Origin of the sequence: Anoxybacteroides rupiense (genome assembly GCF_014196195.1) — a bacterium.
In the GTDB taxonomy this organism is placed as follows: Bacteria; Bacillota; Bacilli; order Bacillales; family Anoxybacillaceae; genus Anoxybacteroides; species Anoxybacteroides rupiense.
Map to the genome: position 1 here is coordinate 508296 of NZ_JACIDF010000001.1, position 23819 is coordinate 532114.

The following is a 23819-nucleotide window of genomic DNA, read 5'->3' on the forward strand; positions in this document are numbered from 1 at the left end:
TTCAGACATGTCCAAAAAAATGATATGATAATTGCAGAAATAAAAAATGAGAAAGGTGTTTCATATGGCTTTTGACGGAATATTTACATATGCTATGACGAACGAATTAAAGAAAATGCTTGAAGGAGGACGAATCACAAAAATTTACCAACCTTTTCAGCACGAGCTGTTGCTTTACATCCGCTCCCATGGGCGAAATTACAAATTGCTGCTATCGGCACATCCTAGCTATGCACGTGTTCACCTTACAAATGAAGGATATGACAACCCTGCTGAACCGCCGATGTTTTGCATGCTTTTACGCAAGCATTTAGAAGGGAGCGTCATTGAATCGATTCGGCAAATGGATTTTGATCGGGTGATCATGATTGAAGTAAAGGGACGGAATGAAATTGGCGATCTCTCCATTAAGCAGCTAATGATAGAGATTATGGGACGGCATAGTAACATCATCTTGATCGATAAAGAAACAAATAGGATCATTGACAGCATTAAGCATCTATCGCCGGCTATCAACCGCTATCGCACGGTGCTTCCCGGCCAGCCATACGTAGCGCCACCGTCACACGGTAAACTCAATCCGCTGAAAGCCACTGAAGAAATGATCATGAAAATACTTGATTTTCACGCTGGAAAGCTGCCAGAGCAGCTTGTCGCTTCCTTTTCCGGCCTCTCGCCTCTGTTTGCCAATGAGGTGGCTTTCCGCGCAGGGCTCGCCAATCGCTCCACTTTGCCAAAAAGCTTTATATCGCTTATGGAAGAAGTAAAGAGCGGGCATTTTTCTCCTTGTATATATACAAATGGACAAAAGGAATGGTTTTACGTTCTGCCACTTATGCATTTACAGGCGGAAGCAAAGCCGTTCGTCACGCTCGGAGAAATGCTTGACCGCTTCTATTTTGGCAAGGCTGAGCGCGACCGCGTCAAACAGCAGGCACACGATTTAGAACGGTTTGTCGCCAATGAAAAGGCGAAAAATGAGAAAAAGCTTTTGAAATTGGAACAAACATTAGAAGAAGCAAAACAAGCCGAGCAATATCGGCTTTACGGGGAGCTGTTAACCGCCTATCTGTACGCAGTCAAACGAGGGATGAAAGAAATCGGGGTCATCAACTATTACGATGCAAACGGGGAAACCGTCATGATTCCGCTTGATGCACAAAAGTCACCGTCAGAAAATGCACAAAGCTATTTTCAAAAATATCAAAAGGCGAAAAATGCTATTCACATCGTTCAAGAGCAAATCGAACAGACAAACAAAGAAATCGTTTATTTTGATACGCTATTGCAGCAGCTCGACACCGCTGCACCGAAAGATATCGAAGAAATTCGTGATGAGCTGATCGAGCAAGGCTATTTACGAGCAAAAGCTACGAAACAAAAAAAACAAAAGCCGCGCACGATTGAACTCGAACGTTACGTAGCAAGCGATGGCACGGAAATTCTCGTTGGTAAAAACAATAAACAAAACGACTACTTGACAAACAAACTCGCACAAAAAGATGAAATTTGGTTGCATACAAAAGACATTCCCGGCTCCCATGTCGTCATTCGCAGCAAAAATCCGTCCCAACAAACAATTGCGGAAGCCGCTAACCTTGCTGCCTATTTCAGCAAAGCGCGGCAATCAAGCTCCGTGCCTGTCGACTTCACGCGGATCCGCTATGTCAAAAAACCAAATGGAGCAAAGCCTGGCTTTGTGATCTATGAAAACCAACAAACCATATACGTCACGCCGGATGAGGAATTGGTAATTCAAATGAAAAAAACCGTCTGATGAACAGACGGTTTGAACTCAAATTACAGGGAATTTTTGCTTTATTGGAATCTTGGCATGAAAAAGGAATGGCTTGCATAAAGCAGACTTGTGAACGAATCGCCACTTTGCTAGCGCTTCGAAGTGGGAGCTTCTCAGTTCCGCAACGAAAGCTACCTTTCGTCTCCCTGAGCGTTACTTGGGGTCGTCCCCACCCTAGATGTCCGACGATTCGGAGTTCTTTTGTACCTTGGATATTTTACGCATGGAAGGCTCGGCTCGGTTTTCGCATTTGATTTCTCCATGCAACCCCCTAATATCCCATTCACAAAGAACCTGATATACACGTATTCTATCATGCGTTTTGGCTAACGCCAACCGACATTCATCTCCCGTCTACTCACGGGGCTGTGCCCTTCACGTTCCTTGAGGCGGGAGACTTCTTTCGGAAATTACGTTAAACAGGCAAAAGCCTGTCCTTGCCCGAAGTCAATTCGTCTCCCACTTTCATCAAGTTGCACAAGACTTAGAAATGGGGGACTTCTCAACTGGATAAAGTTAAACAAGTTTCATGTTTTTTTATCTACTGAGAAGTCTTCTAAAATTGATAGAGAACATCAATAAAAGGATGCTATAATAATCTCGTAATCAAAAAAGGAGGTGAAAAAATGAAATGGATCAGATATTGAGTAGGATTTTTGACGAGCTGTCATTTTTGCGTCATCATATGGCGACGAAAGAGGACATGGCTGCTATGGAGAAGCGGATCGAGCGTGTGGAGCAAACCATGGCGACAAAAGACGATCTGGCTGCCATGAACAAACGGATCGAGCGTGTGGAGCAAACCATGGCGACAAAAGACGATCTGACTGTCATCGACAAGCGCTTTGATCGAGTTGAACATGCCATGGCGACGAAAGAGGACATGGCTGCAATGGACAAGCGGATCCAGCAAATTGAGGAAACAATGGCCACCAAAGACGATCTCAACAACATCGAGCAGCGCATGGCCACCAAAGACGATCTCAACAACATCGAGCAGCGCATGGCCACCAAAGACGATCTCAACAGCATCGAACGGCGCATGGCCACCAAAGACGATCTCAACAGCATCGAGCAGCGCATGGCCACCAAAGACGATCTCAACAGCATCGAGCAGCGCATGGCCACTAAAGACGATCTCAACAGCATCGAGCAGCGCATGGCCACTAAAGACGATCTCAACAGCATCGAGCAGCGCATGGCCACCAAAGACGATCTCAACAGCATTGAACGGCGCATGGCCACCAAAGACGATATGGTCGCTATGGAGAAACGGATCGAGCATATTGAACAAACAATGGCCACAAAAGAAGATATAAAAGATATTCCGTTTATCAAACAAGCCGTGCTGGAGATGCAGGAAACGGTTAAAGAAATTCCAACGATAAAGCAAACGCTCGCCGAAGCGTTGCAAAAGCTGGATGATGTTATCGCTTCACAAGCACGTCAAGAGCTTGTTCTCCAATCGCTTGCCTTTCGCTCGCTTGAGCACGAAAATGCCATTCGCGCATTAAAAGCAAAGTAACTCCTCTCGTAAATACAACGATTATTCCTCTTTTGACAAGATATCATTTCCCTCAAATAAACAGCAACCGCCAATTGGCGGTTGTTTCTTTGTAAATCGATGCGCAAGTCAGGAAAACACGCAGACTGCACCGTTCCTGTCTGCACTTGAATATCCGCTTGCTCATATAGCTCTTCTTCATTCAAAGCATAGACCGTCACAGCCTCTTTCATCGGATTGACAATTCAATACTCTTTCACACCATAAGCCATAATAAAAAAAGAGCGCGAATGATCGTATCATTCGCACTCCACATATATGTTTATTTCCCCCATGCCTCCGGCTGTTTTCGCCAATCGCGCAGCGTCGCGAGGTCTTGTTCGCCCACAACGCCGAGCTCCACCGCCGTTTCAATGAGGCTGTCATAATCCGTCAACGTATGCACTTGTACATCGCTTTCGGCAAACGCTTGCTTTCCTTTTTCCAAGCCGTATGTAAAAATAGCAACAACGCCTAATACATCACATCCGGCTTCTTTTAAGGCACCAACAGCAGTTAACGAACTGCCGCCCGTAGAAATTAAATCTTCAACAACAACGACTTTTTGTCCCCTCTCTACTTTCCCCTCAATTTGTTTTCCTCTTCCATGTGCTTTTGCTTGGCTACGCACATAACACATCGGTAACCCAAGACGCTCGCTCGTCCATGACGCATGCGGAATGCCGGCAGTCGCTGTTCCCGCAATAATCTCCACATCTGGAAAATGCGCGCGAATGAGCTGGGCCAATCCATCTGCGATTATGCTTCTCACATGTGGATAAGCAAGTGTCAGGCGGTTGTCGCAATAAATCGGTGATTTCAACCCGGATGACCATATAAACGGTTCGTTTGGCTGTAACGAAACTGCGCCAATTTGCAGCAAATGTGTGGCAATTTCTTTGTTCATGATGATTCCTCCTGATTCCATTCTTGTTTAAGGCGCTCATACGCCGCATGCGGATCAGCAGCTCGGGTGATGCTGCGGCCAACAACAACGAAGCTTGAACCGAACTTTCGAGCTTCTTTTGGTGTGACAACACGCGCTTGATCGTTCGCTTCCTCATCAGCAAAGCGGATGCCAGGAGTCACTGTTAAAAATGAGGCTCCACAGTGTTCACGGATCAGCGGTACCTCCTTTGCGGAACAAACAACGCCGTCCAAGCCACTTTCTTGGGCAAGCAAAGCGTAGTGAAGCACTGTTTCCGCCATCGTCCGTGAAATCCAAAGCTCGCGTTGCATCATTTGTTCACTCGTACTCGTCAGTTGTGTGACCGCTATACAAGCTGGACGAGGCGCTCCGCTTGGCGTCCCCGCTTCCAATCCTTCTAATGCTGCTTTCATCATGCTGGTCCCACCAGCAGCATGAACATTCACTAAGTCTATCCCAAGGCGGGCGAGCCCCTTCATCGCTTGCTTCACCGTATTTGGGATATCGTGAAGCTTTAAATCTAAAAAAATGCGGTGTCCTTGCTTTTTTAAAGCGGTGATGATGTCAGGCCCTTCTTGATAATACAGTTCCATCCCAACTTTTACAAAAAGCGGCTCACGGACAAATGGACGCAAAAACGCTTCGACTTCTTCGCGCGATTGAAAATCAAGTGCCACAATAAACGGTTGGTCCACCTTTGTTCCAGCTCCTTCCGATACATTGAGAAATATGGTCAAATCCGAGCTCGTCAAGTAATACCGGCAGCTCAGCCACAATAGTTGGACAAACAAACGGATCGACAAAATTTGCCGTTCCGATCGCAACAGCGCTGGCGCCGGCGTAGAAAAATTCCAGAGCATCTTCAGCCGTTGCAATTCCGCCCATGCCGATAATCGGAATGGATACCGCTTGGCTTACTTCATAAATCATGCGGATCGCGATCGGCTTAATCGCAGGACCAGAAAGTCCCCCTGTACGGTTAGCCAAAATCGGTTCAGCTGTTTTTATATCGATTCGCATGCCAAGGAGCGTATTAATCATGGTCAGACCATCTGCTCCCGCCGCTTCAATCGCCTTGGCCATTTCCACAATGTTCGTCACATTCGGCGACAGCTTTACATAGACAGGGACGGCGGATACTTGCTTAACGAGGCGAGTGAGCTCAGCGGCTACTTCTGGTACGGTTCCAAACGCAATGCCACCTTTTTTTACATTTGGACATGAGATATTGAGCTCAAGAGCATGAACATTCGGCGCTTGCGAAATCCGCTTGGCGACTTCCACATAATCCTCCATCGTCGAGCCGGCGATATTGGCAATAATCGGTACATCGTATTGCGCGAGCCATGAAAGTTCTTCCTCGATCACTTTTTCTAATCCTGGATTTTGCAGTCCAATCGCATTGAGCATGCCGCTTGGCGTTTCCGCAACCCTTGGGGTTGGATTGCCAAAACGCGGTTCACGTGTTGTTGCTTTGATCATAATGGCCCCTAATTGGCTTAAATCATAAAGCTTAGCGTATTCCCGCCCGAATCCAAAACATCCAGAAGCCGGCATAACCGGATTCTTTAAGGAAAGCCCCGGCAATTCCACCGCTAAACGGCTCATAGCACCACCTCCCCGACTTTAAATACAGGACCATCGCTACAAACTTTTTTGTAGGCTGTTTCATTGTTAGGAACGCGGCAAACGCAGGCAAAACAAGCGCCGATGCCGCAGCCCATCCGCTCTTCCAATGAAAGATACACCTCTTTATCCGGAAACTTCTGCTCAAGCGCTTTTAGCATCGGCTTTGGACCGCACGCATACAGCACGTCGAACGAAAGCCCGCGTCCGCCGATCACATCGGTCACAAATCCTTTCGTTCCGTATGAACCGTCAGCAGTAGCAATGTAGATTTCACCGAGCGAAGCAAACTCTCGCTCATAAAAAATAACATCTTGTGTTTGAAAGCCAAGTATACTCGTCACAGTTACCCCTTTTTTTACAAGCTGCTTAGCCAGTTCATAGAGAGGAGGAACACCAATACCGCCCCCAACAAGAAGCGCGCGCTGTCCCGCTTGAACGGCTTCAAGCGGAAAGCCGTTTCCAAGCGGACCGAGCACATCAATGACCTCTCCTTTTTTCTTTTCCGAAAGGAGCGCAGTACCCGCTCCTTCTTTTCGATAAATAATGGTACACTCACTTGCTTCTTTGTTAATGTCGCAAAGGCTAAGCGGACGGCGCAATAGCGGATCTGTACGCTCTCCTACTTTGACATGGACAAATTGCCCTGCTTCATTCATCTCTTGAACAAGTGTTCCACCTAGGATTAACTGATAAATGTTTCGGGCAATCGGTTCATGATAAACAATGGTCATTTTTTCCACTTTCATGCATGCACCTTCTTTTCCGACATCGCAGTCATCGCAAACGTCATCGACTCCATCACCTGCAGCATGGCTTTTGCCGTATCAAGCGACGTTAAGCATGGAATTCCGTTTTCCACCGCTTCACGGCGAATTCGAAATCCGTCACTTTCTGGCTGCTTCCCTTTCGTTAACGTATTAATGACCACTTGGGCTTTTCCTTGACGGATAATATCTAAAATATTGGGTGATTCCGAATGAATTTTGTTCACGATGGTTACCGGAATATGGGCGGCCCGCAACGCTTCAGCTGTACCATTTGTGGCAAGAAGCTGGTAGCCAATATGATGAAAGCGGCGAGCTACTTCAATCGCTTCAGCTTTATCTTTATCAGCCACTGTAAGCAACACCGCGCCATATGGACGAATATGAATGCCAGAGGCTAAAAGTCCTTTATATAACGCTTTTTCAAATGTTACATCCTTTCCGATGACTTCGCCTGTTGATTTCATTTCCGGGCCAAGCGAAATATCAACATTTCGCAGTTTAGCAAATGAGAAGACGGGTGCTTTAACATATACCCCTTCACTTGCTTGTTTCAATCCTGTTTGATACCCAAGCTCAACAAGCGTTTCTCCTAAAATGACTTTAGTGGCGATGTTGGCCATCGGCACATTTGTAATTTTGCTTAAAAACGGAACCGTTCGACTGGAACGTGGATTGACTTCTAGCACATATATTTCATTTTGGTACATGACAAACTGGATGTTGAGCAGTCCGACAATGCGCAATCCCTTCGCCAGTTTAATTGTATAATCCACGATTTTTTGTTGAATCTCATCTGTCAATGTTTGCGGTGGATAGACCGCAATCGAATCGCCGGAATGGACACCCGCTCGCTCGATATGCTCCATAATGCCTGGAATGAATACCGTTTCTCCATCGGAAATGGCATCGACTTCAATTTCTTTTCCGATTAAATACCGATCTATTAGCACGGGATGCTGCGGATTGACTTTGACTGCATGTTCCATATAGTATAAAAGCTCGGCCTCTTTATAGACGATCTCCATCGCTCGGCCACCGAGCACATACGATGGGCGAACAAGCACCGGATAGCCGATTTCAGCTGCGATCCGCACCGATTCTTCAACCGAATAAGCGGTTTTTCCTTTCGGCTGCGGAATGCCTAAGTGCGACAGCGTTTGTTCAAATTTATCGCGATTTTCTGCGCGGTCCAAATCCTCCAATGAGGTGCCAAGAATACGGACACCGCGCGCTGCTAATTCGGCAGCTAAATTGATGGCGGTTTGCCCGCCGAATTGCACAATGACACCAATCGGCTGTTCCAGATCAATGACATGCATCACATCTTCGATCGTTAGTGGTTCAAAATAGAGCTTGTCTGAAACACTAAAATCTGTCGATACGGTCTCCGGATTATTGTTAATAATAATCGCCTCATACCCTGCTTCTTTAATAGCCCAGACAGAATGAACGGTCGCATAATCGAATTCGATGCCTTGTCCAATGCGGATCGGGCCCGATCCCAACACAACGACGCTTTCCTTCTGCGTCACCACCGATTCATTTTCTTCTTCATAGGTTCCATAATAATACGGAGTTTCTGACATAAATTCAGCGGCACACGTATCAACCATTTTGTAAATAGGGACAATCCCCGCTTGTTTTCTTAATTGGTATACATCTCGTTCATTCATGTTCCAAAATTCTGAGATGGCTGCATCAGAAAACCCCATTTGCTTTGCCTTTCGCAGCACATCCAAATCTCCAACATGCTCGCGTACCATCGTTTCATAATGAACAATGCGGGCAATCTTGTGTAAAAAAAAGCGGTCAATTCGGCTCCATTCATGAATTTGCTCGATATCTATACCGCGGCGAATAGCCTCCGCTATATAGAAAAGGCGCTCGTCCCCCGCTTTGCGGATGCGTTTTTCAATCAATTCATCGTCAGCATGGCGAGCCTCTTTAATTTCTAAATGATGGACGTTTGTCTCAAGTGAGCGCACAGCTTTCAGCAGCGATTCTTCAAATGTTCGGCCGATTGCCATGACCTCTCCCGTCGCTTTCATTTGCGTGCCAAGGTGACGGTTCGCGGATTCAAACTTATCAAATGGAAAACGCGGAATTTTCGTCACCACATAATCGAGAGCCGGTTCAAAGCAGGCGTATGTTTGACCTGTTACTGGATTCATGATCTCATCTAACGTTAAACCGACAGCAACTTTGGCTGCTAGCTTTGCAATCGGATAACCGGTTGCCTTAGACGCCAGCGCAGATGAGCGACTTACGCGCGGATTTACTTCGATGACATAGTAATGGAAACTGTGAGGATCAAGTGCCAATTGAACATTGCAGCCTCCTTCAATGCCCAGAGCGCGAATAATGCGCAAGGAAGCGTTGCGCAACAATTGATACTCTCGGTCGCTTAACGTTTGGCTTGGAGCAACGACAAGTGAGTCCCCTGTATGAATGCCTACTGGATCGATATTTTCCATATTGCATACGACAATCGCGTGATCTTGAGCATCGCGCATCACTTCATATTCAATTTCTTTATAGCCGGCAATGCTTTTTTCTAACAAGCATTGATGAACCGGACTCATTTTTAAACCGCTGGAAACAATGTCAATCAGCTCTGCTTCGTTTGTACAAATGCCTCCTCCTGTCCCGCCAAGCGTAAAAGCGGGGCGGACGATAACCGGATAGCCGATTTTTTCAACAAATGCATAAGCTTCGTCTAAACTATGGATAATGTCGCTTTCTGGAACTGGCTCTCCTAACTCCTTCATTAACGCTCGGAACAATTCCCGGTCTTCAGCTTTCTGAATGGCCTCCAGCTTTGTTCCAAGAATTTCGACCCCACATTCTTCTAAAACGCCTGCTTCCGCAAGCTCCACAGCTAAATTCAAGCCTGTCTGTCCCCCAAGCGTCGGCAAGATCGCATCTGGACGCTCTTTGCGGATGATGCGGGAAACAAACTCCAGCGTCAATGGTTCCATATACACTTTGTCAGCAATCTCTGTATCCGTCATAATCGTGGCAGGGTTGGAGTTGACTAAAATGACTTTATATCCTTCTTCTTTTAGGGCTAAACACGCCTGTGTTCCAGCATAGTCAAACTCCGCTGCCTGTCCGATGACAATTGGGCCAGAGCCGATCACTAAAATCGTTTCGATATCTTGACGTTTAGGCATGAACGATCTCCCTCTCTTTTTTAAACTGTTCAATCATGGCAATAAATTCATCAAACAAATGATTGGCATCCTCTGGGCCTGGAGAGGCTTCTGGATGATATTGCACAGTAAATGCCGGATAATCCAAATGGCGCAGCCCCTCAATCGTTCCGTCATTTAATGCCACGTGCGTCACTTCTAAACGTGTTTGCTTTAATGATGATGCCATGACCGTATAGCCATGATTTTGCGAGGTAATAGCCACCTTTCCTGTTGCAAGATGCTTCACAGGATGGTTCGAGCCGCGGTGACCGAATTTCATTTTTTCAGTATCGGCCCCGCAGGCAAGCGCGAACAGCTGATGGCCAAGACAAATACCAAAAAGTGGAACGCGACCGAGAATGCCACGAATCATCTCAATAGCTTCTGGAACGTTTTTTGGATCGCCAGGACCATTTGAAAGCATCACTCCATCAGGATGAAGGTTTAGCACATCCTGAGAGGTTGCATGATAAGGAAGAACAATGACATCACAGTTCCGCTTATTTAATTCCCGTAAAATTCCATGTTTCATTCCAAAGTCAAGCAAAACAACACGATGTCCCCGTCCAGGGCTCGGATATGCGCTTTTCGTAGAAACCCGCTTCACTTGATCGGTCGGCAGCTTTGTTTTCTTCAAATCGCTTACGATCTCGGCAACACTGACATCTAAATCACAAATCATTCCTTTTAATGTTCCGTGCTGGCGAATCATGCGAGTGAGCTTTCTTGTATCGATTCCAGCAAGACCAGGAATATTTTTTTCTTTCAAATATTCATCAATCGTGATCTCACTTCGCCAATTAGAAGGAGTGCGGCATACTTCCTTGACAATCAGCCCATGAATATGCGGTTCAATCGCTTCAAAATCATCACGATTAATGCCATAATTACCGATCAAAGGGTAGGTCATCGTGACAAACTGACCACAATAGGAAGGGTCTGATAAAATCTCTTGATAGCCTGTCATTCCTGTATTAAACACGACCTCCCCCATTTTTTGTGCTGTACTTCCAAACGCTTCTCCAATAAAAAATGTACCGTCTTCTAAAATAAGCTGTCGTTTCATTCCTCTCTCCCTTTCTGCCATACAAGTTTTCCGTTCACAAACGTCATCGTTGGCCAACCTTTACATATCCAACCAGCAAATGGGGTATTTTTACCTTTTGACACAAACGTATCTGGATCAATTGGATGCTCTGTTTGCAAATCAATAACCGTCAAATCCGCTTTTGCGCCGACCGCTAATTTTCCTTGCCGGAGTCCAAACGCTTCTGCTGGCTTTTTGGTCAGCCAATCAATCAATTGCTTTAACGTACAAATGTGGGGTTCAACTAAATTTGTATAGAGCAGTGGAAAAGCTGTCTCAAGTCCAACAATTCCAAATGGAGCCAGCTCCATGTCTTCTCGCTTTTCTTCCTCCGTATGCGGGGCATGGTCAGTTGCGATAAAATCGATCGTCCCATCAAGCAGTCCCTCGATCAATGCAGCGCGATCTTCTTTGCTTCTTAACGGAGGATTCATTTTAAAATTGGCATCCAGCTCCGGAATATCTTCATCGCAAAGCAGGAGATGATGCGGCGTCACTTCGGCCGTCACGCGAATACCAGCACGTTTGGCTTCACGCACCACACGTACAGATTCCTTTGTGCTGATGTGGCAAACATGATAATGGCATCCAGCCGCTTCAGCCAATAAAACATCGCGAGCAATGTGAACGGATTCGGCAATCGATGGGATGCCCAAGAGTTCGTATTTTCGTGCGAACTCCCCATCATGAACACAGCCCTTATATGTAAGTGTTTCCTCTTCGCAATGGGCAACAATAGCCATATCTAAGGCAGCTGCTTCCTTCATGGCTTCATACATCATGCGCGCATTCTGCACACCTACTCCATCATCCGTAAAAGCGAAAGCCCCAGATGCCTTTAACGCTGCAAAATCAGTCCGTTCCTTCCCAAGCTGGCGAATCGTGATCGAAGCATATGGAAGGACGTTCACATAGGCTGTTTGGCGAATGCGTTCTTGAAGCCATTCCATTTGTTCCTTTGTATCAGGAACCGGACGAGTATTCGGCATGGCCGCAATCGTTGTAAATCCTCCTTTCGCCGCTGCTAATGAACCTGATGCGATCGTTTCCTTATGCTCACCGCCCGGCTCACGCAAATGGACATGCAAATCGATCAAACCTGGAGCGAGCAGCTGGCCGCCGACATCTACCTGTTCATCCTCTTCTCCTGCATCAATGCGAGATGCGATCTCTGTAATGACATCCCCAACCATTTTCACCTCTGTCGCCACAAGCTCTCCTTCTTCATTAAGCAAACGAGCATTTTTTAAAATAACCGCCATGCTTGATTCCTCCTTCACAAGTTTCCACAGCTCTTTTTAATACCGCCATGCGCACATAAACGCCGTTTTCCATTTGCTTAAAAATACGCGACCGTTCGCACTCGACAAGCTCGCTAGCAATTTCAACGCCGCGATTGACAGGAGCGGGATGCAAAATGATGCTGCGCGTTTTCATTTTTTGCGACCGTTCCACCGTTAATCCGTATTGTTGATGGTACTGTTCTTTCGTCAGTCCCATCTTCTCTCCATGACGTTCGTGCTGAATCCGAAGCAGCATGATGACATCCGCCTCTTTTACAGACACATCCAAATCAACATAAGTGCCATAACCATTTCGTTCATCCTTCCATTCCTCCGGACTTGAAAAAAGGACAGTCGCACCCAGTCTTGTCAATATTTCAGCATTCGAGCGAGCAACTCGGCTATGGCGAATATCCCCGACAATCGCAACGGTGATCCCTTGAAACGTTCCAAATTCTTGCTGGATGGTCATCAAATCTAACAATGATTGGGTCGGGTGATGGCCACATCCATCCCCTGCATTGATGATTGGAATGTGAATCGAATGGCGGAGTGTTTCAAAATAGCGGTCCTCTGGATGGCGAATGACGACCGTCTGCACGCCAATCGACTCCAGCGTACGGATCGTGTCATATAATGTCTCTCCTTTTTGAACGCTTGACATTTCTGCATCGAATGGTACGACATGGAGTCCTAGTCTTCTTTCTGCTACTTCAAAGCTACATTTTGTTCTTGTGCTCGGTTCAAAAAACAAGTTCGCCACAAAAAACGGTTTTGAACTGGCAAAACTGGCTCCCTGTCGAAACCTTTCTGCTTCATGAAGCAGATTTTGTATATCATCGAGCGACAATTCCGATAAGGTAAGCAAATGGCTCATTTTATTCCCTCCTGTTTTATAAAAAAGCACCCTGCCTTACTCGACAGGGTGCTACAGTTTTGGGCGCAAAAAGGTGTGCAGAAAGAAAGCCATATGATGACTTTCATTTCTTTTTTGCGCGAACAGCAACACCCTTTTAAGTCTCACAGGACTTAATTAAAAGGCGGCACTACGCGACATGATCTTTATTTTCTTCAAGTTCAAACATATTTTCATTTATTTCTGGGCGTCCAGGCAAAAGCAAGTTCAAAATAACACCGCTGATAGCCGCTAATGCCATTCCTTGAATCTGGAAATTCTCAGACACTTTTAAGATGGCTCCGCCAATGCCAATCACCAAGATGACAGAGGAAATCACTAAGTTTCGTTTATCTCCAAAGTCAATTTTGCTATCGACGAGCATGCGCAACCCGGACGATGCGATAATTCCAAACAGCAGGATCGAAACTCCGCCCATAACCGGGGTTGGGATCGTACTGATTAAAGCGGTCACCTTTCCGATAAATCCAAAGATAATAGCGAACGCCGCTGCGCCAGCCAGCACATACACGCTATACACTCGTGTGATGGCAAGCACACCAATATTTTCTCCATATGTCGTTTTTGGCGGTCCGCCAATTAAGGCAGAAATCATCGTCGCTGTTCCATCGCCCAAAATCGAGCGATGCAATCCAGGCTTTTTAATGTAATCTTGTCCAACAACTTTACTTAATACAAGTTGATGGCCAATATGTTCAGACAATGTGACAAGCGCTACCGGAACCATCAGCAAAATAATCTTTCCCGTTACATGCACAGGATAATCAACAAAAGGAATCAAGAAATCTGGCATTTCAAGCCATTTAGCTTTAGCAATCGGAGACAAATCCACCACTCCTACTGCTAGAGAATACACATATCCAACCACAATCCCGATAAGAATTGGCACTAAACTAAGCAAACCGCGCAAATAGACGGAACAGATAATGGTTGCCGCAAGCGTCACAAGCGCTACAGAAAAATAAGTGAGATTATATTTTCCATCTGGACCGTTCATTGCCATGCCAACGGCTGTATTCGCAAGGCCGAGGCCGATGACAATAATCACAGGACCGACAACAATCGGAGGCAATAATTTCATAATCCAACGATAGCCGGCTCTTTTAATGACTAAAGCGACAATTCCATAGACAGCACCGGCTAAGAAGCTGCCAACCATGGCTGCTCCAGGACCTCCTGCCGCTTTTGCTGCAATAATCGGTGAGATAAAGGCAAAGGAGGAACCGAGATAGGCCGGAACTTGCCATTTTGTAATCATTAAAAACGCGAGTGTTCCGAGACCGCTGGAAATGAGAGCCATTGAAGGGCTTAAACCGACAAGATAAGGCACTAAAATGGTCGCGCCAAACATGGCAAACAGATGTTGAAGACTAAGCGTCAACCATTGAACTGGCGAAGGTCTATCTTTAATTCCCAATACAGGCTTATTCATTGTTTTTTCAATCTCCTTCCGACTATGATTGAGTCATAAAAAAACCCCTCTTTGCCCACATGATGCAAAGAGGGTGCAATCGTTGCCTAAAAAATCGGCAGACCAATTTGACCCCCTTTGTCAGTCTCTCAGGACTGCCTTTAAAAGGGCGGTTACACGTTCTCATGAATGGTGACTTGATCCACTTGATCCACTTCTTTTAATTCTACTACAATAATTTCTGAACTCGAGGTCGGTACATTTTTGCCAACAAAATCCGCGCGGATCGGCAGTTCACGGTGACCGCGGTCAATCAGCACAGCCAGCTGGATTTGCGCCGGACGCCCAAAATCAATGATGGCATCCATGGCCGCACGCACCGTCCGCCCCGTAAATAAGACGTCATCTACAAGTACAACCTTTTGGTTTGTCACATCAAACGAAATATTAGATCCTTTTACAAGCGGTTCCTTATCGCCTGTTTTTACCGTTAAATCATCGCGATATAGCGTAATATCAAGCTCTCCGACAGGCATCGCCGCGCCTTCGATCTGTTCAATTCGCTCCGCCAGCCGCTTGGCTAAGTAAATGCCGCGCGTTTTAATGCCGACAAGCACACAGTTTTCAATTCCTTTATTTCGCTCAATAATCTCGTGAGCAATGCGCGTCAGGGCCCGGCGAATCGCCTGTTCATCCATCACTACTGCCTTTTGCATTTTTTTCACCTCCGCAAAAAACCCTCCCACCGATCGGTGAGAGGGCAGAAAACAACCACATTTGCTGTATTTAGATCCGGCTCCTTCTCAGCCTCACGGGACTGATTTTAAAGGACTACTATTCACTTAGCTTTATTGTAAAAGCGGATAAAGCTTTTGTCAACGATTATTTCTAAGCATGTCCAAAACCTCGACAAATTCATGCGGAAGCGGTGCTTCGAATTCTAAATACTCTCCTGTCCGTGGATGAGTAAATCCAAGTACACCTGCATGCAGTGCCTGTCCATTGATCGGTAGTGTTTTTTTAGGTCCATATTTTGGATCTCCGGCAAGCGGATAACCAATATATTTCATATGAACGCGAATCTGATGCGTTCTTCCCGTTTCTAGTTGACATTCAATAAACGTAAAATTAGAAAATCTCTCTAGAACACGAAAATGCGTCACAGCTTCCTTTCCATTCTCCACAACAGCCATGCTTTGACGATCATGTTGATCGCGGCCAATCGGAGCATCGACCGTACCGTAATCATGAGGAATGACTCCGTGAACGATAGCTTTATATTTACGCGTGACGGTTTTATGAACAAGCTGATTGACCAGCGCTTCATGCGCCATATCATTTTTTGCTACCATAAGCAAACCAGATGTGTCTTTATCAATCCGATGAACAATTCCAGGACGAAGTATGCCGTTAATGCCTGATAAATCCTTGCAATGGGCAAGCAAACCGTTAACCAGCGTCCCCCTCATATGACCTGGTGCTGGATGGACAACCATTCCTCTCGGTTTGTTTACAACCAAAACATCGGCATCCTCATAATAAATGTCTAATGACATCTCTTCCGGCTCTACATCCAGTGGTTCTGGCTCTGGAAGTTCCACCGCTACTTCATCCCCGACAGAACATTTATAATTCGCTTTTATTTCCGTTCCGTTGACGGTCACAAGTCCATCTTTGATCCATTGCTGAACCTGTGAGCGAGACCATTCGCCATTTAAAGCAGCAATGACTTTATCAATTCGTTCGCGGTCATACGCTTCCTCAATCTGAAACTGTATTACATCCATTACTGATTCTCCTTTTTCTTCGCTCCGCCAATAAAGGTTTGTAAAAAGACAAGGGCTACCCCGATGCATAAGGCGGAATCCGCAATGTTAAAAATCGGGAAATTAAAAATATATGTATGAATAAAATCCACAACCTCCTTGCGAACTAATCGGTCAATAAAATTGCCGATCGCTCCGCCGAGCATAAAGCCAAGAGCGACACCAAACAGACGCTCTTCGCGCGGCAGACGCCGAATATAGAACACTAACCCGATCACAACAATGATCGTAATTAAATAAAATAGCCAAAATTGACCTTGTAAAATTCCCCACGCCGCGCCACGATTTCGATGGGACGTAATATAAAGCACATTCGGAATCACTGAAATGCTTTCTCCTATTTGCATGCGTGTAGCCACGAGCCACTTTGTAAACTGGTCAATGATAATGACAATCAGGGCGATCAAATAATAAAACACGCAACTCCCTCCACAACTTGACATATGTACTTTATGAATTGTAGCATAACCGACGAATAATAGACAATGCATGTTTAGACGCTTTTGCATATGTCCAAAACCTGCCGGGCCTCGCACACATTGCTCTTCTCTTATATACAATTGAGCGAACCTTTCGCTCTTTCCATTTTCGCAATGTAATCCCGGGTAACCATATCAATAAATATATCAAAACCCCCGATCCAATGAACCAATATGACAGGCGGACAACCGTCATAAAATCGAATCGGCTTTTGAATAGGGGACATGTTTCATCTTTTCGTTTAATCTCGATCATTCGCAAATGGAGTCAATGCCGGAATTATGAATCCCTTATATATACGTCGTTCAACAGCGAAAGGCTTCGCGAACGGCGCATCAGCTAAAAAAGGCTGCCTGTGACGGCAGCCTTTTTGCTGTAACGTGACCTCTTATGCTTGGCTATATTCTTTAACAATTTGCGCGCAGCGTGGGCATAAAGTCGGATGCTCTTTATCTTGGCCGACTTCTGGTGTGACAACCCAGCAGCGCTCGCAAGTGTCTCCTTTTGCCTGTTGGACGACAATCGCCATGCTCGCAAATTTTTGTGCTTCTGCTGGCGCTTCGGCATAATCTCCTGCCACCGTAAATCCAGAAACGATAAATAACTGCTTCAAGCTTTCCGCGATGGAATCAAGCAGCTGCTTTGTTTCCGGAGTTGGATAAACCATTAAGCTAGCTGTCAATGACTTACCAATCACTTTTTCATTTCGTGCGATCTCTAATGCTTTTAGAACATCATCGCGCACACTCATAAACGCATCCCATTTTTTTAGCAGCTGATCGGCTCCTTCCAGCTCTTGCACTTCCGGCATATCAACAAGCTGGACGCTCTCTTCCTTTTCTTTTCGATTCGGAATATGTCCCCATACCTCATCGGCTGTATGCGGTAAAATTGGAGCCATAAGCTTCGTTAAGGCGACGAGCGTCTCATACAGAACCGTTTGAATAGAGCGGCGTTCTTGATGATCAGCTGTTTCAATATAAAGAACATCTTTTGAAAAATCGAGATAGAACGCACTCAAATCTACTGTACAGAAATTATTGATATCGTGATAAATGGTAGCAAATTCATATCTTTCATATGAATGCTTTACCTTTTGGATTAATTGATTTAATTTCGCCAGCATATAGCGGTCCACTTCGCGCAGCTTTGCCAATGGGACCGCATGAATTTGCGGATCAAAATCAAATAAGTTGCCAAGCAAGAAACGGAATGTATTGCGAATTTTTCGATATACTTCCGCTACTTGTTTTAAAATGTTATCAGAAATACGCACATCTGCCTGATAATCAACCGAAGCAACCCAAAGCCGCAGGATATCGGCTCCTAATTGTTCCATGACCTTCGCTGGAACGACGACATTTCCAAGTGACTTACTCATCTTGCGTCCTTCCCCGTCAAGCACAAAGCCATGGCTTAATACGGCTTTATATGGTGCTTTTCCCGTCACAGCAACAGCTGTGGAAAGCGAAGAGTTAAACCAGCCGCGATATTGGTCAGATCCTTCCAGATAAAGGTCCGCTGGGCGCTGCAGATCATCACGTTCCTCTAAAACAGCTTGATGTGATGAGCCTGAATCAAACCACACATCCATAATGTCTGTCTCTTTTGTAAAAATGCCATTCGGGCTTGATGGATGAGTAAAGCCTTCTGGAAGCAAATCTTTTGCTTCTCTCTCAAACCAGATGTTTGAACCATATTGTCTAAATAGGTTGGATACGTGTTCAATCGTTTCATCCGTGATGATTGGCTCACCGTCCTCTGCATAAAAGACCGGGATCGGTACTCCCCATGCGCGTTGTCGCGAGATACACCAGTCGCCTCGGTCACGAACCATGTTATATAAACGCGTTTCTCCCCAAGCAGGGATCCATTTAGTCTCTTGAACAGCTTTTAGTAATTCATCGCGAATTTGATCAATGGAAGCAAACCATTGTGCTGTTGCCCTGAAAATGGTCGGTTGCTTTGTTCTCCAATCGTGTGGGTATGAGTGCGTAATAAACTGCAGTTTTAATAATGCACCCGCTTCTTTTAACTTTTCTGTCACAGCTTTGTTGGCATCATCGTAGAACAATCCTGCAAATCCCGGGGCTTCCTCTGTCATATAGCCTCGTTCATCAACCGGACAAAGCACGCCGAGATGATATTTTTGTCCGATGAGGAAATCATCCTCCCCATGTCCCGGCGCTGTATGGACGCATCCTGTTCCTGCATCGGTTGTAACATGTTCACCGCAAACGACGAGTGAATTACGTTCATAAAACGGATGCTTCGCTACGACGTACTCAAGCTCGTTTCCTTTCAGTGTTTTGATCACCTCCGCTTCCTCCCAGCCAATTTCTTTTTTGACCGAAGGGAGGAGAGCAGAAGCAACTACATATTTTTCATCATTGACTCGAACAACGCTATATTCTAAGTTCGGATGGACGGCAATTCCTAAGTTAGCAGGAATCGTCCAAGGGGTCGTTGTCCAAATGATAATTTTCTCGTCACCTTCAAGAACGCCTTTTCCATCTTTAACAGGGAAAGCCACATAAATAGATGGAGAGCGTTTATCTTTATATTCAATCTCTGCTTCAGCTAATGCTGATTCGCTGGATGGAGACCAGTATACAGGCTTTAGGCCTTTATAAATGAGCCCTTTTTTCGCCATCTCGCCAAATACTTTGATTTGCTGAGCTTCATATTCCGGCTTTAATGTGACATATGGATTGTTCCAATCACCGCGAACCCCGAGACGCTTAAATTGCTGACGCTGACTGTCAATTTGTTCATAAGCATACTCTTCACAAAGTTTACGGAAGTCCGCAACACTCATTGTCTTGCGGTTGACACCTTTATTTTTTGTCAAGGCTGTTTCAATTGGCAACCCATGTGTATCCCAACCAGGAACATATGGAGCACAGTAACCGCTCATTGATTTATAGCGAACGATAAAATCTTTGAGAATTTTATTGAGCGCATGCCCCATATGGATATCACCATTTGCATATGGAGGGCCATCATGCAGCACAAATAGCGGACGTCCTTTCGTGCGCTCCTGAACTTTTCGATAGATATCCATCTCTTCCCATTTTGTTTGCATTTGCGGTTCGCGCCGCGGGAGATTTCCACGCATTGGAAAATTTGTTTGCGGCATCAATAATGTATCTTTATAGTCCATCTCCACATTCCTCCATCTTCATCATCATCAAATATAAAAAGCCGCTCTCTCCCAAAAGGGACGAGAACGGCCTCGCGGTACCACCCTTATTGGCTATGTATGATAGCCCTCTTTACATTCGTAACGGGAATGACGCGCCATCGCTTACTCACCAATTCAGCGTGGGAACTCCAGGGTGATCTTCACTCTTTCGCTTATGCCGGGCTTCCACCGTCCCCAGCTCGCTACAATAAGCATATGAAAGAGCTACTGTCCCTTTCATCGTTGATCACAATATTGTATCTTATACTTGAATGGTCATCCATTCATACGCCTTCATTCAGCTGCACAGCTGGTAAACTACTCACCACTTAGCTAACGCTTGAAGTGGGAGCTTCTCAGTTCTACGACAAAAGAACCTTTCGTCTTCCTGAGCGTTACTTCGGGTCGTTCCAACCCTAGTCGGGGTTCTTTCGTGCCTTGGATATTTTACGCATGGAAGGCTTTGCTTGGTTTTCGTATGCGATTTTCTCCATGCCCCCTCATATCCCGTTCACAAAGAACATGATATACATTTATTCTATCATGCGTTTTGGCTGACGCCCACCAAAATTCATCTCCCGCCTACTCAAGGGGCTATGTCCTTCACGTTCCTTGAGGAGGGAGACTTCTTTCGGAAATCCGTTAAAAAGCACATTTGATCCTCTTTATAGATACACATGGTCAATAGTTATTTTGATTATATGCGAAAAGGACAAAATCCGTCAAGATTGGCTCAATTTTTCATGTTCTTCCACTTCAATTTCCTTGACCTCATACTCCATTAAATGGTCCCAATCTCCGTTGTTCAACATTTCAAGCTGGGCTTCCACGAGCATGCGAAAGCGCGTACGGAACACTTTGGATTGACGTTTAAGCTCTTCGATCTCCTGTGCAATCTTCCGCGATTTTGCAAGCGCTTCGCTAATGATGCGATCAGCGTTTTTTTCGGCTTCTTTGATGATAAGCTTAGCCTCTTTTTGCGCATTTCGCTTCACTTCTTCCGCCGTTTCCTGGGCAATCAAAATAGATTTATTAAGCGTTTCTTCAATATTTGTAAAGTAATTAAGCTTTTCCGTTAATTCAGATACCTTTTCCTCGAGCTGTTTTTTTTCGCGAATAATCATTTCATAGTCTTTAATGACTTGATCTAAAAACTCGTTTACTTCGTTTTCATCATACCCGCGGAATCCTTTGCTGAATTCTTTATTATGAATATCTAATGGCGTTAAAGGCACGAATGCCACCTCCGTCTGCATAATTCCTTATATTTACTCGCAGTGCTAGATCAAATCGATTCACTTATGATGTGATGTATACTAGATGAACGAACGGTACCTATTAAATCTCACGACCAGAAGGCAAGGTGGTTCCTTGCCTCGGTTGCGCTTGGCGTGATCGCGCCGACCGTCGAAAGCGGATCATCGCCTGCTCACACAGGAACAAATGTTGAGCGATCGAGTGATATCGATCATCGTTGCATGTAATGTCCAACTAGCACCACAGGTTATATTTCATTTTCGACACATTTCGGCGATTTCCTGCAATTGCTTCATTATTTTTGCATTCCCACTTGAATGCGCCATCGTTCTTTTTTTGTTTTTCCATCGATTGCAATCATTTTAAGACGTCCGAATCCACGGGCAGACAAAACATCGCCTTCCCTGCATTCCCAATGCGCTTGATCCACTGTTTTCCAATTCACCTTTACAAGACCGTTTTCAATGAGCGATTGAATTTTTTGTCTGGATACACCAAAGGCCTGCGCTAATACAGCATCGAGCCGCAGCGATGAAGCCGTTATAGATGCTTCCTTCCACTGTTCTTCTAAAGCAATGATTTGGGTGAATGGTTTTTCCTTAAGAGAAATTTTCGTGCCCCCGATCATATGCAAATGAAGGAGAACATAGTCAGCGATTTCCGATGCGGCAATAAATTGAAGATCGCCGTTTTTCATTAAAATATCGCCGAATTTCCCTCGCTTTAATCCAAGAGACATCAGGGATCCAAGCACTTGCCGATGCTCCAGCGATACAAACTTGCTCGGATAGCCTATAGAAAATAGAGTAAGCGCAAAATCCTCCTCCCCCGGCTGAAAGTATGGGGGATATAAAAGGCCTCTTTTTCTTTCAGTAAATGGCGCTCCTCCAAAAAAAGACAGCTTCACATCTTCATCGCTTCCAATCACCATCCGAACGATTTCTTGTTCGCGCGGATCAAGAAAATCGGTTAGCTTTGGACAATAGTGATTTTTGACAAACTCTTTCCATTCCAGCACTTGATCGATAAAATGATGCTCTTCTTTGCGGAAATGCTGATATAAATTCATCATCCTGACACCTTCTCATAAAGAAGGGAACCCTTATGATGGATTCCCTACACTAAATGTAGCATATTAAACAGAGCATGCAAGCCTCTCGTTGCAAAATTTAACACTAAAAACGCAGCAATAGGCGAGATATCAATCATTCCAATAGGTGGAATAATGCGGCGAAACGGTTCTAAATATGGCTCGCAAATCGTCGCTAAAAGCCGGCCGATCTTTGTATCGCGAGCATTTGGAAACCACGACATTAAAATGTACACAATTAATGCGTACGAATAGATATCGATGAGCGTTGTTAAAAACCAAAGCAAGCTATACATAAACTACCACCTTTTCATCGATGTTTCATCTTCAGAAACAGCAGAGATTGAGCCGGTTACATCTACATTGTCAGGGGTGCATAAAAAAATTCTCGTTCCCACCTGCTGAATGTCTCCGCCGATCGCATAAACGGTACCACTTAAAAAATCAACAATTCGCTTCGCTTGGTCATGCTGAATTCGCTGCAAATTAACCACAACAGCGCGACGGTTTTTTAAATGATCAGCAATTTCCTGCGCCTCAGCATAAGCTCTTGGTTCAATCAACACAACCTTGGATGATTTTTGCACGCTTTGTAGGCTGACGATATTTTGCTTCGCCGTTCCTTTCCCGGCAGGTTGAGGATTTAGCTCCTCCTCTTCCTCATATTCTTCTTCATATTCCTCATAATCTTCTTCTAAAAAATAGTCTTTAAATTTCTTTAGTAAACCCATCTCTCAGCACCTCCTTATTGTTCCTTTCCAACAAGCGATGTTCCCAAACGAATAAATGTCGCTCCTTCTTCAATTGCAATCATGTAATCATTGGACATTCCCATTGACAGTTCTGTGCACGGAGCGTTTGGAATCCCCAATGCTTGTACACGCTGTTGCAACAGCTTCAATTGCCGAAAGCATTGACGCAAAAACGGCTCATCATCCGTGTACGGAGCCATTGTCATCAATCCAACAACCTCGATGTTCGAAAAGCTGCGCAATTGTTCGATAAACGGAAGCACTTCGTCCTTAGACAGCCCATGCTTTGTTGCTTCTCCCGAAACATTCACCTGCACAAAGCATCTGACCGGCTGAAGGGCCCGCTTCTCAATTTCACGGGCAAGAGAAAGGCGATCCAGTGAATGAATATAGTCTACTTTATCGATAATAGCTTTTACTTTGCGAGATTGCAATGTTCCAATAAAATGCCAAGTCGCTTTTTGCCCAATGGCTTCATACTTTTGCAGCAGACCATCATCACGGTTTTCTCCTAAATCGGTTATGCCAGCTGTCAGCGCTTCTTTCGCTCGTTCAATGCTCACATACTTTGTTACCGCGATGATTCGGATGGAGGCAGGATCACGATTCACTCGTTTGCATGCTGTTTCAATGTTAGCGCGGATTATGGCTGCGTTGTTGCGAACAGATTCCAT

General features: G+C 45.2%; 20 protein-coding genes and 1 other annotated feature. Of the genes, 2 read left to right on the forward strand and 18 right to left on the reverse strand.

The features are described 5' to 3' along the window. Positions 1-64 precede the first annotated feature (64 nt). Positions 65-1777: an Rqc2 family fibronectin-binding protein gene (locus GGQ95_RS02370; RefSeq protein ID WP_183186285.1), complete on the forward strand. Its 1713-nt coding sequence runs from the start codon at positions 65-67 to the stop codon at positions 1775-1777. A 652-nt stretch (positions 1778-2429) separates the two neighbouring features. After that, positions 2430-3323: a hypothetical protein gene (locus GGQ95_RS02375; RefSeq protein WP_183186286.1), complete on the forward strand. Its 894-nt coding sequence runs from the start codon at positions 2430-2432 to the stop codon at positions 3321-3323. Between the two features lie 301 nt (positions 3324-3624). Here the strand turns inward: GGQ95_RS02375 and pyrE are convergent, their stop codons facing one another. The 18 genes from pyrE to GGQ95_RS02465 all read right to left on the reverse strand — a co-directional run bounded on the left by pyrE (position 3625) and on the right by GGQ95_RS02465 (position 23819). Beyond that, on the reverse strand, positions 3625-4248 hold the full coding sequence (gene pyrE / locus GGQ95_RS02380) for an orotate phosphoribosyltransferase (protein ID WP_183186287.1): 624 nt from the start codon (positions 4246-4248) through the stop codon (positions 3625-3627). Then, positions 4245-4964 carry an orotidine-5'-phosphate decarboxylase gene (pyrF, locus tag GGQ95_RS02385; RefSeq protein WP_183186288.1) on the reverse strand — a complete coding sequence of 240 codons (720 nt, stop codon included), beginning with the start codon at positions 4962-4964 and terminating at the stop codon, positions 4245-4247. Before pyrF ends, pyrE begins: the two co-directional genes overlap by 4 nt. Next, a complete protein-coding gene (locus GGQ95_RS02390; protein WP_066147178.1) occupies positions 4936-5877 on the reverse strand; it encodes a dihydroorotate dehydrogenase in 942 nt (313 codons plus the stop codon). Before GGQ95_RS02390 ends, pyrF begins: the two co-directional genes overlap by 29 nt. Then, a complete protein-coding gene (locus GGQ95_RS02395) occupies positions 5874-6644 on the reverse strand; it encodes a dihydroorotate dehydrogenase electron transfer subunit (RefSeq protein WP_066147175.1) in 771 nt (256 codons plus the stop codon). Before GGQ95_RS02395 ends, GGQ95_RS02390 begins: the two co-directional genes overlap by 4 nt. After that, complete coding sequence (carB, locus tag GGQ95_RS02400) at positions 6641-9838, reverse strand: carbamoyl-phosphate synthase large subunit (RefSeq protein ID WP_183186289.1); 3198 nt, start codon at positions 9836-9838, stop codon at positions 6641-6643. Before carB ends, GGQ95_RS02395 begins: the two co-directional genes overlap by 4 nt. Next, positions 9831-10925: a carbamoyl phosphate synthase small subunit gene (locus GGQ95_RS02405; RefSeq protein WP_044746569.1), complete on the reverse strand. Its 1095-nt coding sequence runs from the start codon at positions 10923-10925 to the stop codon at positions 9831-9833. The genes carB and GGQ95_RS02405 overlap by 8 nt, the downstream gene beginning before the upstream one ends. After that, positions 10922-12208 (reverse strand): dihydroorotase, encoded by a 1287-nt coding sequence (gene pyrC, locus GGQ95_RS02410; RefSeq protein WP_183186290.1) that lies wholly within the window; start codon positions 12206-12208, stop codon positions 10922-10924. Before pyrC ends, GGQ95_RS02405 begins: the two co-directional genes overlap by 4 nt. Beyond that, on the reverse strand, positions 12174-13106 hold the full coding sequence (locus tag GGQ95_RS02415; RefSeq protein WP_183186291.1) for an aspartate carbamoyltransferase catalytic subunit: 933 nt from the start codon (positions 13104-13106) through the stop codon (positions 12174-12176). Before GGQ95_RS02415 ends, pyrC begins: the two co-directional genes overlap by 35 nt. Positions 13107-13275: 169 nt before the next feature. After that, positions 13276-14577, reverse strand: a complete 1302-nt coding sequence (locus tag GGQ95_RS02420) for a solute carrier family 23 protein (RefSeq protein ID WP_066147165.1) — start codon at positions 14575-14577, stop codon at positions 13276-13278. Positions 14578-14729: 152 nt separating this feature from the next. Beyond that, the gene (gene pyrR, locus GGQ95_RS02425; RefSeq protein WP_066147163.1) at positions 14730-15272 is read right to left on the reverse strand and encodes a bifunctional pyr operon transcriptional regulator/uracil phosphoribosyltransferase PyrR; all 543 of its coding nucleotides are present in this window, start codon (positions 15270-15272) and stop codon (positions 14730-14732) included. Positions 15273-15431: 159 nt separating this feature from the next. Continuing rightward, positions 15432-16343: an RluA family pseudouridine synthase gene (locus GGQ95_RS02430; RefSeq protein WP_066147161.1), complete on the reverse strand. Its 912-nt coding sequence runs from the start codon at positions 16341-16343 to the stop codon at positions 15432-15434. Next, positions 16343-16825 (reverse strand): signal peptidase II, encoded by a 483-nt coding sequence (lspA, locus tag GGQ95_RS02435; protein ID WP_183186348.1) that lies wholly within the window; start codon positions 16823-16825, stop codon positions 16343-16345. Before lspA ends, GGQ95_RS02430 begins: the two co-directional genes overlap by 1 nt. Positions 16826-17250: 425 nt before the next feature. Then, positions 17251-20025, reverse strand: a complete 2775-nt coding sequence (ileS, locus tag GGQ95_RS02440; protein ID WP_183186292.1) for an isoleucine--tRNA ligase — start codon at positions 20023-20025, stop codon at positions 17251-17253. Between the two features lie 53 nt (positions 20026-20078). Beyond that, positions 20079-20296: a binding site (T-box leader), on the reverse strand. Between the two features lie 472 nt (positions 20297-20768). Beyond that, complete coding sequence (locus GGQ95_RS02445) at positions 20769-21281, reverse strand: DivIVA domain-containing protein (protein WP_139788078.1); 513 nt, start codon at positions 21279-21281, stop codon at positions 20769-20771. A 317-nt stretch (positions 21282-21598) separates the two neighbouring features. Beyond that, positions 21599-22372, reverse strand: a complete 774-nt coding sequence (locus GGQ95_RS02450) for a YlmH family RNA-binding protein (RefSeq protein WP_066147714.1) — start codon at positions 22370-22372, stop codon at positions 21599-21601. Between the two features lie 47 nt (positions 22373-22419). Next, positions 22420-22689, reverse strand: a complete 270-nt coding sequence (locus tag GGQ95_RS02455) for a YggT family protein (RefSeq protein WP_044746577.1) — start codon at positions 22687-22689, stop codon at positions 22420-22422. A gap of 3 nt (positions 22690-22692) precedes the next feature. Then, positions 22693-23124, reverse strand: a complete 432-nt coding sequence (locus GGQ95_RS02460; protein ID WP_044746578.1) for a cell division protein SepF — start codon at positions 23122-23124, stop codon at positions 22693-22695. A gap of 14 nt (positions 23125-23138) precedes the next feature. Next, entirely contained in the window at positions 23139-23819 is a 681-nt protein-coding gene (locus GGQ95_RS02465) for a YggS family pyridoxal phosphate-dependent enzyme (RefSeq protein WP_066147153.1), read from the reverse strand.

Excerpts from the sequence above, each read along its gene's own strand:
- GGQ95_RS02370 (WP_183186285.1), top strand. The coding sequence starts at position 65 with ATGGCTTTTGACGGAATATTTACATATGCTATGACGAACGAATTAAAG.
- GGQ95_RS02375 (WP_183186286.1), top strand. The coding sequence starts at position 2,430 with ATGGATCAGATATTGAGTAGGATTTTTGACGAGCTGTCATTTTTGCGT.
- pyrE (WP_183186287.1), bottom strand. The coding sequence starts at position 4,248 with ATGAACAAAGAAATTGCCACACATTTGCTGCAAATTGGCGCAGTTTCG.
- GGQ95_RS02390 (WP_066147178.1), bottom strand. The coding sequence starts at position 5,877 with ATGAGCCGTTTAGCGGTGGAATTGCCGGGGCTTTCCTTAAAGAATCCG.
- GGQ95_RS02395 (WP_066147175.1), bottom strand. The coding sequence starts at position 6,644 with ATGAAAGTGGAAAAAATGACCATTGTTTATCATGAACCGATTGCCCGA.
- carB (WP_183186289.1), bottom strand. The coding sequence starts at position 9,838 with ATGCCTAAACGTCAAGATATCGAAACGATTTTAGTGATCGGCTCTGGC.
- GGQ95_RS02405 (WP_044746569.1), bottom strand. The coding sequence starts at position 10,925 with ATGAAACGACAGCTTATTTTAGAAGACGGTACATTTTTTATTGGAGAA.
- pyrC (WP_183186290.1), bottom strand. The coding sequence starts at position 12,208 with ATGGCGGTTATTTTAAAAAATGCTCGTTTGCTTAATGAAGAAGGAGAG.
- GGQ95_RS02415 (WP_183186291.1), bottom strand. The coding sequence starts at position 13,106 with ATGAGCCATTTGCTTACCTTATCGGAATTGTCGCTCGATGATATACAA.
- GGQ95_RS02420 (WP_066147165.1), bottom strand. The coding sequence starts at position 14,577 with ATGAATAAGCCTGTATTGGGAATTAAAGATAGACCTTCGCCAGTTCAA.
- pyrR (WP_066147163.1), bottom strand. The coding sequence starts at position 15,272 with ATGCAAAAGGCAGTAGTGATGGATGAACAGGCGATTCGCCGGGCCCTG.
- GGQ95_RS02430 (WP_066147161.1), bottom strand. The coding sequence starts at position 16,343 with ATGGATGTAATACAGTTTCAGATTGAGGAAGCGTATGACCGCGAACGA.
- lspA (WP_183186348.1), bottom strand. The coding sequence starts at position 16,825 with ATGTCAAGTTGTGGAGGGAGTTGCGTGTTTTATTATTTGATCGCCCTG.
- ileS (WP_183186292.1), bottom strand. The coding sequence starts at position 20,025 with ATGGACTATAAAGATACATTATTGATGCCGCAAACAAATTTTCCAATG.
- GGQ95_RS02450 (WP_066147714.1), bottom strand. The coding sequence starts at position 22,372 with ATGAATTTATATCAGCATTTCCGCAAAGAAGAGCATCATTTTATCGAT.
- GGQ95_RS02455 (WP_044746577.1), bottom strand. The coding sequence starts at position 22,689 with ATGTATAGCTTGCTTTGGTTTTTAACAACGCTCATCGATATCTATTCG.
- GGQ95_RS02460 (WP_044746578.1), bottom strand. The coding sequence starts at position 23,124 with ATGGGTTTACTAAAGAAATTTAAAGACTATTTTTTAGAAGAAGATTAT.
- GGQ95_RS02465 (WP_066147153.1), bottom strand. The coding sequence starts at position 23,819 with ATGGAATCTGTTCGCAACAACGCAGCCATAATCCGCGCTAACATTGAA.